General features: G+C 65.0%; 3 protein-coding genes. All 3 read left to right on the forward strand.

The genetic code is table 11. The annotated features are described in order from the left end of the window. Window positions 1-12 precede the first annotated feature (12 nt). The 3 genes from LMTR21_RS13430 (at window position 13) to LMTR21_RS13440 (ending at window position 11,543) form a co-directional block, all read left to right on the forward strand. Entirely contained in the window at window positions 13-768 is a 756-nt protein-coding gene (locus tag LMTR21_RS13430) for a thioesterase II family protein (protein WP_084030369.1), read from the forward strand. Continuing rightward, window positions 737-1,705 (forward strand): TauD/TfdA family dioxygenase, encoded by a 969-nt coding sequence (locus tag LMTR21_RS13435; protein WP_065750040.1) that lies wholly within the window; start codon window positions 737-739, stop codon window positions 1,703-1,705. The genes LMTR21_RS13430 and LMTR21_RS13435 overlap by 32 nt, the downstream gene beginning before the upstream one ends. A 67-nt stretch (window positions 1,706-1,772) precedes the next feature. Continuing rightward, the gene (locus tag LMTR21_RS13440; RefSeq protein WP_065750363.1) at window positions 1,773-11,543 is read left to right on the forward strand and encodes a non-ribosomal peptide synthetase; all 9,771 of its coding nucleotides are present in this window, start codon (window positions 1,773-1,775) and stop codon (window positions 11,541-11,543) included. Window positions 11,544-11,545: the final 2 nt, after the last annotated feature.

Here is an 11,545-nt window from a genome sequence, read left to right on the forward strand (position 1 = left end):
CTTGATCTTCCGATGCGGCTTCTTTGTCTGCCTTACTCCGGCGGCAGCGCCATGATCTATGCGCGGTGGCGCAGGCTGCTGCCATCGTGGATCGATGTTCGGCCGGTGGAGTGGCCCGGGCGCGGCGCGCGCATGGACGAGCCGCCGGCGACCGATCCGTGCGCGTTGGCCTCGCAACTCGCCCGCGAACTTGGCGCGCAGCTTGACGCGCCTTACGCATTATTCGGGCACAGCCTTGGTGCCGTGATTGCGTTCGAGCTCGCGCACAGCCTGCTCGATCGCGGCGCACCGGCGCCAGCCATTCTCTTTGCCTCGGGCGCGGAGGCGCCGGCCGTTCGGGACGGCAGCAAATGGCGCGAGCCGCTGAGCGACGAGGCGTTGCTGCGGGAATTGCGCAGCCTGCGAGGCACGCCGGAGGAGGTGCTGTCGAACCCGGAGCTGATGCGATCGGCCCTGCCGGTGCTTCGCGCCGATTTCCTGATGTGCGGCGCCTATGTCTACCGGCCGCGGCCACCGTTGCCGTGCCCCGTGCATGTCTTCGGCGGCGTCGACGACGAAACCAGCCGCGAAGCGCTGCAGGGCTGGGGCCGCGAGACCTCGGCGTCATTCACGCTTCATATGCTGCCGGGGCATCACTTCTTCATTCACACGCAGCAGGCTGAACTGATCGACCTGATCGGCACGGCGCTGGCCCGGCAATCGGGGCGATCGATTGGTTTGCATCGGAGCGAGGATCATGAACGCGTTCTCCGTCCAGCCACTCATTGAGGGCAGAAGTCTTCCGTTGCTGCTCAAGGCCGACTCGGTCGGGCAGCCGCTAGGCGAAGCGCTGCCGATGCTGCGCGAGACTATCGACCGGCATCTGACCGATTGCGGCGGCATCGTGTTTCGCGACTTCTCGCTCGACGGTCCCGATGCGTTTCGGGCCTTCGCGGCCGATTTCGGTCATCCGCTATTGACCTATGAGTTTGGATCGACACCGCGTTCGCAGGTCACCTCCGGAGTCTATACGTCCACGGAATATCCGCCGCACCAGCATATCCCGCTGCATAACGAGCAGGCCTATACGCGCGATTGGCCGATGAAGATCTGGTTCTACTGCATGCAGCCGGCGCTGGAGGGCGGCGAGACACCGATCGCCGACAGCCGCGCCATCTATCGCGATATGCCGCCGGCGATCCGGGAGCGCTTCGCCGACAAGGGCGTGATGTATGTGCGCAACTACGGCAACGGCCTCGATGTCGATTGGCAGCAGGTATTCGGCACCGACTCCAGATCAGAAGTCGAGGCTTACTGCGCCGGGCATGACATCGAATGCGAGTGGAAGGAAGATGGCGAGCTTCGCACGCGCCAGATCTGCCAGGGCACGGCGCGCCATCCGGTGACGGGGGAATGGGTCTGGTTCAATCAGGCGCACCTGTTCCACGTCTCTAACCTCGAGCCGGAGGTGCGCGAGAGTTTGCTCGACGTGGTCGGTGACGAGGTCGAGCTGCCGCGCAATGTCTTCTACGGCGACGGATCGCCGATCGACGATGAAACGCTGTTTACCGTCCGCAGCGTCCTCGAGAAACACAAGCTCAGTTTTCCGTGGCAGGCCGGCGACGTGGTGATGCTCGACAACATGCTTACCGCGCATGCCCGCGCACCGTTCAGGGGACCGCGCAAGGTAATCGTCGCGATGGCGGAAGCCCATCGGCGGAGCTGATCTGAAGGCATCCATCAGCCCGATGGTCAGGGATACTCGGTTCGCGTTCGGACAGGATTTTCGGAAGATGCACAAAGACAACCTTGTCGAACGATTGCGCGAACACGCCGCGGTACGCCCGGACAAAGTGGCGTTGCGTTTCCTGGAAGGCGACGATGTCGCCGACGAGCTGACCTTTGCCGCGCTCGATGTGCAGATAAGATCCGTCGCAGCCCGGTTGCAGGCGTTGAACGGCGCGGGCGAGCGGGCGGTGATTCTGCTGCCGAGTGGGATCAACTATGCCCTGGCCTTCTACGCCTGTCTGTATGCGGGCGTGATCGCGGTCCCGGCGTATCCGCCGGAGGGCGGGCCCGAGCGGTATGCGGGACGTCTCAACGGCATTCTGCGCGATGCGGCGCCTCGCTTCATCCTGGTGGAAACCGCTCTGCGTTCCGCCGTGGAAACAGCGTTGCCCGAACTGGCCAACGTCCAGATCATTGCGGTGGATGCGATCCCACTGGAAACAGCGGCGGAATGGCGCGAGACGCAGCCTGCGGCTGATACCATCGCCTTCCTCCAATACACCTCGGGATCGACATCGCAGCCGAAAGGCGTTTGCGTCTCGCATGAAAACCTGACGGCCAATGAGAAGGCGATCCAGGCCGCGGCCGGCGGAATGCTCGACGATATCTTCGTAAGCTGGCTGCCGCTCTATCACGACATGGGATTGATCGGCGGGCTACTGAATCCGCTGTTCACGGGCTTTACCGCCGTCCTGATGTCGCCGCGCAATTTTCTGGAGCGACCGCGGCGCTGGCTGGAGGCGATCGACCGTCATGGCGGCACGATCAGCGGCGGGCCCGATTTTGCCTACGCGCTGTGCGCCGATCGCATTTCCGATGAAACGATCGGCCGGCTCGACCTCAGCCGCTGGCGGTTCGCATTCTCCGGCTCGGAATTCGTCCGCAAAAACACGCTCAGGCGATTCGGAGACAGATTTGAACGGTCCGGGTTCGACCGGCGTGCGCTGACCGCCTGCTACGGCCTGGCCGAGGCGACGCTGCTGGTGAGCGCAGGTAAACTTGGCACCGAGACCGTCAGTCATACGCTCGACACGATGGCGCTTGCTGCTGGCCGCGTTGCGAACGCCGATGCGGGTACCGACCTCGTGGAATGCGGCCAAACGGTCGCTGATCATGCCACGCGCATCATGCGCGTCGATGGATCGGCCGCAGCCGAGGCGGACGAAGTGGGCGAGATCTGGGTCGCCGGTCCCAGCGTCGCGGCTGGATACTGGAATAATCCGGAGGCGACGGAGCACGCCTTCGTCGAGCGCGATGGCGTCCGCTGGCTGCGCACCGGTGATGTCGGCTTCATCAGGGACGGTGCGCTGGTCGTGACCGGCCGGCTCAAGGATCTCCTGATCGTTCGCGGGCAGAACGTCTATCCGACGGATGTCGAACAGGCGGTCGAAGCCGATGTGGCATCAGTCCGTAGCGGAAGGGTTGCTGCCTTTGCGGTCGAAATCGACGGGCGGGAAGGCATTGGGGTCGCGGCGGAATTCAGCCGTACCGTCCTCAAGCGCAGCGATCCCGAGGTGCTCGCGCAGGCGGTGGGCGAGGCGGTGCTGCGGCAGGCGCAGGAATATCCGGCGGTGATCGTCCTGCTGAATCCGCAAGCGATGCCGTTGACGACCAGCGGCAAGCTGCAGCGTTCGGCCTGCGCGGCGCGCCTGGCCGACAATACGCTCGACAGCTTTATGGTGTTCGAGAGGGGACGCCGCCGCGACGGTGCCCCGCTGACGGCGCCGGCGACCGATACCGAGCGTGCCGTAGCCTCGATCTGGTGCGATGCGCTCGCCGTAAGGGCCGTGCATCGCGAGGATGATTTCTTCGTGCTGGGCGGAAACTCGATCGCGGCCGGCCAGGTCGCGGCCGCGATTCGCGAGCGTTTCAGCGTGGAATTGGAGCTGCGCAGTTTCTTCGACACGCCGACGCTCGCAGCCTTCGCGGGCCATATCGACGGCCTGCCAAACACCGGCGCAGGGCGGGCGCTGCCGCCGATCCCGCGGGCCGCGGCCGCCGATCGGGCGACGTTGTCGCACGCGCAGGAGCGGCTATGGTTTCTCTGGAATATGGATCCCACCGGGACGGCCTATACCGTTGCCAGCACGATCCGCCTGAAGGGACAGCTCGATCATGCCGCTCTGTCGTGCGCGATCGGCGAGGTCGTCCGGCGCCACGAGGTGCTGCGCACGACATTTGTCGCCGAAGATGGCCGCGCAAGGCAGGTCATCCACGACGCCATGAGCGTCGATATCAGACACGAGGATCTCCGTGCGTACCCAGCGCGTGACCGCGACGATCGTGCCGCGGAGCTCAGGCGGTCCGAACTCGGCAAGCCGTTCGACCTCGTGCACGGGCCGCTGCTACGGGCGGCGCTGCTTCAACTCACCGATGACGTGCATGAACTGCTGCTGCTGGCCCATCACATCGTCGCCGACGGCTGGTCGCTCGACGTCATGCTCGAGGAACTGGCCGGGCTCTACCGCGGCGCCATCGGGCAGGACACGGGCGCGCCGCCGCTGCAGACGATTCAATATGCCGATTTCGCCGCCTGGCAACGAAACTGGCTCGCGGCAGGCGAGGGCGACCGGCAATTCGCTTGTTGGCGCGCGAAGCTGGGCGATGTGCATCCGGTTCTGGCCTTGCCTCACGACAGGCCGCGAACGGCAACGCAAAGCCATGCCGGAGATACGATTGGCCTTGCAATCGACGGCGCGCTGGCCGCGCGGCTTCGGGAGATTGCCGCCAAGCATCGCGTCAGCGTGTTCATGCTGCTGCTCGGGGCGTATCAGGCGCTGCTCTATCGCTATACCGGGCAGAACGATCTGCGCGTCGGCGTGCCGGTCGCAGGGCGCCGGCATGCGCAGCTCGAACGGCTGATCGGATGTTTCGTCAACACGCTGGTGCTGCGCGCCGAGATTGCCGATGACGCGACGTTTCCGAGCCTGCTGCAGCAGGTCAAGGAAGCGGTGATCGAAGCGCTCTCGCATCAGGACTTGCCTTTTGAAATGCTGGTCGACGGCCTGCGCCCTGAACGTAGCGGCAGCCACAATCCGCTGTTCCAGGCGAAGTTCAACTACATGACGGCGCCGCGCGGCTTCGATGGCGTCGACGGGCTCACCGCCGAGATCGACATCATGGATCTCGCGGGCTCGCATTTCGATCTTGCGCTTGATATCGTCGACGGCGCTGGTGGCATGAAGGCGACCTTCAACTACGCGACCGATCTTTTCGATTCCGCGACGATCACGCGTCTGGCGGCGCAGTTCGGTTCGATGCTGCGCCAGATCGCTGACAATGCAGAGCGACGGGTAGCGGACTTCGTCATTGAGGACGCGAACCGGCAGACCGCGAGTAGCCAAACCTCCGCGTTTGGATTCACCGATGTGATCCGTCTTCATCGCGCTTCGACGGCCGACAGGCAGGCAGCGGTTGCCCTCCGATGCGGCAGCGACACGCTGACGTTTGCAGATCTCGAGCAAAGATCGAACCGCATCGCGCATATTCTTGCCGGCAAGGGCGTGACGCGTGAGGCGCCGGTTGCGTTGTGGATCGAGCGTTCGCCGGCCTTTGTCGTTGCGCTACTTGGCGTGCTGAAGGCGGGCGGCGCCTATGTGCCGCTCGATCCGAAATGGCCGCTGGAGCGCGTCAGGCGCATCCTGAAGGATGGGGGCATCGAAATCGTACTGGCTGCGGGCGAGAAGCTGACCGAAGCGCGTGCGCTCGATTGCCTTGTACTCGACGCGGACGCTGAGGCGGTACGCAAGGAAACACCAGGTGTACCGCCTGATACGGTGATCCACCCCGCGCAGACGGCGTATGTCATCTACACCTCTGGATCGACGGGAACACCCAAGGGGGTGGTCGTCTCGCACGGTGCTTTGGCCAATTACGTGCAAGCCTTCCTGCAACGCCTGCAGCCGCAGCCATCGGCAACCATGGCGATGGTCTCGACCGTGGCGGCCGATCTCGGTCACACCGTCCTGTTCGGCGCGCTCTCCTCCGGCGTGACGTTGCACCTCCTGTCTCCCGAAGCCGTGTTCGATGCGGATGCGTTTGCGCAAGCCATGCGCGACGGCGACGTCGGCATTCTCAAGATCGTGCCCAGCCATCTGCGCGGTCTGCTGCAGGCACAGCGCTCGGCCGACGTTCTGCCACGCGATGCGCTCATCCTGGGTGGAGAGGCCTGCGACGCAGCGCTGCTCGATGATATCAGGCAGTTGCGGCCGCAATGCCGGATTCTCAATCACTACGGGCCGACGGAAACGACCGTGGGTGTGGTGACCCATGAATGCGAGACCACGCACGAGAACGGGCCGATACCGATCGGCTTGCCGCTCGCCAATTTGCGCGCCTATGTGTTGGACGATGCGCTCAATGAGGTCCCGATCGGCGTCACGGGTGAACTCTATATCGGCGGCGCCGGTGTCGCGCGGGGCTATCGTGGCGCGGCGGGTCTCACTGCCGAACGCTTTGTGCCGGATCCATTTGGATCGGCCGGAGAGCGGCTCTATCGAACCGGCGATCGCGTTCGCTGTGACCAGGCGGGCCGGCTGATCTTCCTCGGGCGCACCGACGATCAGATCAAGCTGCGCGGTTACCGCATCGAGCTTGGTGAAGTCGGCCGCGCTATCAAGGCGTTGCAGGGAGTCGATGACGCCGTGGCGATCGCCCGCGCCATCGGCGCGAACGCCGAGCGGCAGGAACTCGTGGCTTACTGTATGCCCGCCACCGGCGTGACCCTGCTGCCGGAGGCGATCAAGCAGCAGCTCTCAGCGGCGGTACCGGAATACATGGTGCCCTCACACATTATTATAATGCAGCGGCTCCCTCTCACGCCCAATGGCAAGGTCGACCGCAAAGGACTGCCGGAGCCGACAGAAGCGACCGCCGCGCCAAGCCATGCCGCACCCGTGGGGGACACGGAGGAGGCGATCGCGGCAGTCTGGTGTGAGGTGCTCGGTCGCGATCGCATCGGCCGCAACGACAATTTCTTCGAGCTCGGTGGCGATTCCATCCTCAGCCTGCAGATCATCGCCCGCCTGCGCAGGCGCGGCATCCGCCTGACGCCGAAGCAGATTTTTGGCCAGCAAACGATTGCTGCCTTGGCAACCGTCGCAGCCGTTGCGGCAGCACCTGCCGCCAAAAAAGAGAAGCCGGACACGTGGACGGTGATTGGCAGCGAGCCGGCACCCGGCATGCGTCATCTCCTGCCGATCCAGACGCGCTTCTTTGCTGACGATATCGGCAACCGGAATCACTGGAACCAGGCGGTGCTGCTGATCCCGCAGGCGCGGATCGACTGGGAGACGCTGCGACGTGCGCTCGCGTTAATCGTGGACCAGCACGATGCGTTGCGCCTTCGGTTCAAGCAGGCGAACGGCGCATGGCAGGCGGAGCAGGGCGTTGTTCCGGCGCCGTCGGAGCTATTATGGATTCATGCTGACGTCGCTGATGCGGCACAGGTCACTGCCCTAGCTTCTGCCGCGCAGGAGAGCCTGTCGCTGTCGTCGGGTCCCCTGCTGCGCGCGGTCGGGATGGATCTTGCCGATGACAGCCAGCGGCTGCTGCTCGCCATCCATCATCTGGTTGTCGATGGCGTATCCTGGCGCATCCTGCTGGAAGACCTGGCCTCGGCCTATGATCAGTTGAAGCAAGGCGGCGCGGTCACGTTGGCGCCGAAGAGCGACTCCTTTGCGTCCTGGGCCGAGCGGCTGCACGCCTACGCGGCGACCGCGGAGCTGGCCGATGAACTGCCGTTCTGGCTCGATTGCGGGGCGGGCGAGAGCCTGCCATGCGACGACGACCATGGCGGCGTCGATCTCGTCGGGGACAGCGAGGAAGTATCGCTCATCTTCGATGCCGAGATGACATCGAGGCTGCTTGAGGAGGCCCCCTCCGCCTATCGGACGCAGGTCAACGATCTGTTGCTGGCGAGCCTGGCGCGCGCCGTCTCGCGCTGGAGCAGGCGTGATGATCTCGCGGTCGAGCTTGAAGGCCACGGCCGCGAGGACATGTTCCCCGGCGCCGATGTTTCCCGCACGGTCGGGTGGTTCACGACCGCATTTCCGGTGCGGCTGCAGGGTGGCTATAGCGACGACGCTTGCCTGATCAAGGCGGTCAAGGAAAAGCTTCGTGCGATACCGAACCGTGGACTCGGCTATGGCGTGTTGCGCTATCTCGGCTCCGAAGCCCAGCGCCATGGCCTGGCGCAGTTGGCGGAGCCGCAGGTCGTCTTCAACTATCTCGGCCGGTTCGATGGCAGCATAGGCGCATCCTCGCACTTCGCGTTTGCGTCCGAGAGCGCTGGTCCGTCTCGGAGCCCTGCGGCTCCCATGCGCGGCTGGCTGAACATCACCGGTCTGGTGCGTGACGGCCGGCTGCACCTGTCCTTCGGCTATGGACGCAAGCGCTACCGGCGCGAGACGGTCGAGCGGCTGGCGGCTCTGTACGAGACGGCCTTGCGCGAACTGGTGGCGCATTGCTGCAGCGGCGCGTCTGGCCTCACGCCGTCCGATTTTGCGCTGTCCGGGCTTGGTCAGGCCGATCTCGACCGGCTGGGCGCGGCGCTGGATCTTCGTGGCATCGAGGACATCTATCCGCTCTCGCCGATGCAGCAAGGCATGTTGTTCCACGCCCTTCGCGATGGCGATAACGATGCCTATGTGAACCAGGTCGGGCTCGAACTGTTCGGGTTCGATGCCGACAAGCTTCGAGCGGCGTGGCAGGCGGTGAGCGACCGGCACGCCGCGCTGCGGACCGGCTTTGTGTGGCAGAATCTTTCGGGCGCTGCGCAACAGGTGGTTTACCGCCATGTGGCGGTGCCGTTCGTCGAAGAGGATTGGCGCCAGCGAGCGGCGGCGCTTGAACGCAGCGGCGAGCGTGCAGGGCTGGATGCCGCGCTTGCGGAGGTATCCCACTGTGAACGCGAGCAAGGTTTTGACGTCGCACAGCCGCCGCTGCAGCGGGTGCGCCTGATCCGCCTCGACGACAAGCGCCACTGGCTGATCTGGACCCATCACCACATCTTCGTCGACGGCTGGAGTTCGGCCCGGCTGGTTGCGGAGGTGCTGCAGCATGTGAACGGCAGTTCGCTGCCGGCCGTGCAGGGCAGCTATCGTGACTACATCGCGTGGCTGCAGGGCCGCGATCACGCAGGCGCCGAAAAGTTCTGGCGCGATGCATTGGCCGGGTTGGAAACGCCGACCCTGCTGGCGAACACGCTGGCTACGAACAGGACATCGGAAGCCGAAGGACACGGCAGCATTGCGCTTGCGGTGAATGCGGAGTTGACCGAGCGGCTGAAGGCATTTGCGAAGCAAGAGCGCGTGACGCTCAATACGCTCATTCAGGGCGCGTGGGCGCAGTTGCTGCGGCGGCATTCGGGACAGAGCGCGGTCAGTTTCGGCGTGACGGTATCGGGCCGTCCGGCGGAACTGCCGGGCTCCGAGGAGATGGTGGGTCTCTTCATCAACACACTGCCGATCGTCGATGCGCCAAGCCCTCAAGCCGGCGTCGGCGACTGGCTGCGTCAGTTGCAGGAGCAGAATCTTGCGTTGCGCGAGCACGGCTGGACGCCGCTCTACGAGATCCAGCGCCTTGCCGGCCATGCCGGGCAGACACTGTTCGACAGTATCCTGGTGTTCGAAAACTATCCGATCGATGAGGGCCTGCGGCGGACCGGAGAGAGCGGCCCGCGCCTCGGGCGGGTGGACCATGTCACGCCCACCAACTATGCGCTGGCGGTTGCCGTGTTCGCCGGAAGCGACCGGCTCAATCTCGAGTTCAACTACGACCGTAACAGGTTCGACGAGGCGGCCATCCGGCGTCTTCGCGACACCTTGCACGGATTGCTGGAGCGAATCGCGGCCGATGCGGACCGTCCGCTCGGCCAACTCGGGTCGGCAGCCGGTGACGAGGCCCGAAGGGTCCTGAACTGGAGCCGCGCGACGCATTTGGCATCGCCTGCTTCCCATATCGGCGTCGTCGCGCATATCGAGGCGCAAGCGGAGCAGGCGCCATCTGCCGTCGCGATGGTGTGGGGCGACCAGCGCGTCAGTTATGGCGAGTTGAACGCCCGCGCAAACCAGCTTGCGCGGCGGCTTCGCCGCTGGAACGTCGGCCCGGATCGCCTTGTCGGCATCGCTTTGCCGCGCAGCCCGGTAATGACGATCGCGCTGCTCGCGGTTCTGAAGGCAGGCGGCGGCTATCTGCCGCTCGATCCGGACTATCCGGCCGAGCGGCTCGCCCACATGCTGCGCGACAGCGGGGCGAGGCTGGTATTGACGCAAAGCGCGCTGCTCGAACCGCTCGCGCCGGTGCTGCACGAGACCGGCGTCGAGGTCTGCTGTATCGATGAGCCGTCGCCGCTCGCCGGAGACGACACTGGCAATCTCAACGTTGAAATCCATTCGGACAGCCTTGCCTATGTGATCTACACGTCGGGATCGACCGGCATGCCGAAGGGCGTAGCTGTTACGCACGGGCCGCTCGCCATGCATTGCGAAGCGATCGGCCGGCTGTATCGCATGACGTCGCGCGATCGGGAATTCCAGACGGCGTCGATCAATTTCGACATCGCCCACGAGCGATGGCTGGTGCCGCTGATGACGGGCGGGTCGCTGGTCCTGCCGTCCAGGCCAGGCCTGCTGATCGACGACCTCGTCAGCGAGATTGAAAGACACGCGGTCTCGACGATCTTTCTGCCGCCGGCCTATGCGGATCAGTTGAGCGCGGCGTTGCGGCAGGGCGGGCGCAGGCTCGCGATCAGGGCGTGCATCGTGGGCGGCGAAGCCTGGTCGGATACCGGCATCAAGGCGTTCCGCGAGGCCGCCGATGTCGACCTTCTCGTCAACGCCTATGGCCCGACCGAGACGGTGATCGCATCGACGGCGTGGCCCGTCGACGACGCCGCGCTGACGTCAGGTCAGGCCGCGCCGATCGGACGTCCCGTTGGTAACAGGTCCACTTACATCCTTGATGCCGACCTCAACATCGTGCCGGTCGGTGTCACCGGCGAGCTGTTCATCGGCGGTATCGGATTGGCGCGCGGCTACCTGAACCGAGGCGCGATGACGGCGGAACGGTTTATCCCGGATCCATTCGGCGATAACGGCGCGCGTCTCTATCGCACCGGCGACCTCGCGCGCTGGCGGGCGGATGGCGTGATCGAGTATGTCGGCCGTGCCGACCAGCAGGTGAAGATCCGCGGTTTCCGGATCGAACTCGGCGAGATCGAGGCGCGCCTGCTCGAGCAGCGTGGCGTGCGCGCGGCGGCCGTGGTGGCGCACGAGAGCAGGACCGGACGCCAGTTGATCGCCTATGCAAGTGGGGAGCCCGCGCTCAACGGCCGCGCCTTGCGCGATGCGCTGTCGGCGATTCTGCCTGATTACATGGTGCCGGCTACGATCGTCGTGCTCGAGCAATTGCCGTTGACCCCCAACGGCAAGATCGACCGGCGGGCGTTGCCGGCACCGGATGAGGATGCGCTGGTCCGCCGCAACTTTGAGGCGCCCGAGGATGACATCGAGATTGTGCTGGCGAAGATCTGGGCCGAACTGCTCGGCGTCGACAGGGTCGGACGCTATGACCACTTCTTCGAACTCGGCGGGCATTCCTTGCTTGCCGTGCGGGTGCTCAGCCGGGTGTCGCAGGAGCTCGGCGTGTCGATCGCGGTCTCGGATCTGTTCGTTCACCCTGATCTGGCGTCGTTCGCGCGGGTCGTGTCGATCAGGCTGATCGAGCAGGAGTTCGATGCCGAAGAGCTCCAGGAACTGATCGCAGCGGGGCAGTGAAT

Origin of the sequence: Bradyrhizobium paxllaeri, from assembly GCF_001693515.2 — a bacterium.
GTDB lineage: Bacteria > Pseudomonadota > Alphaproteobacteria > Rhizobiales > Xanthobacteraceae > Bradyrhizobium > Bradyrhizobium paxllaeri.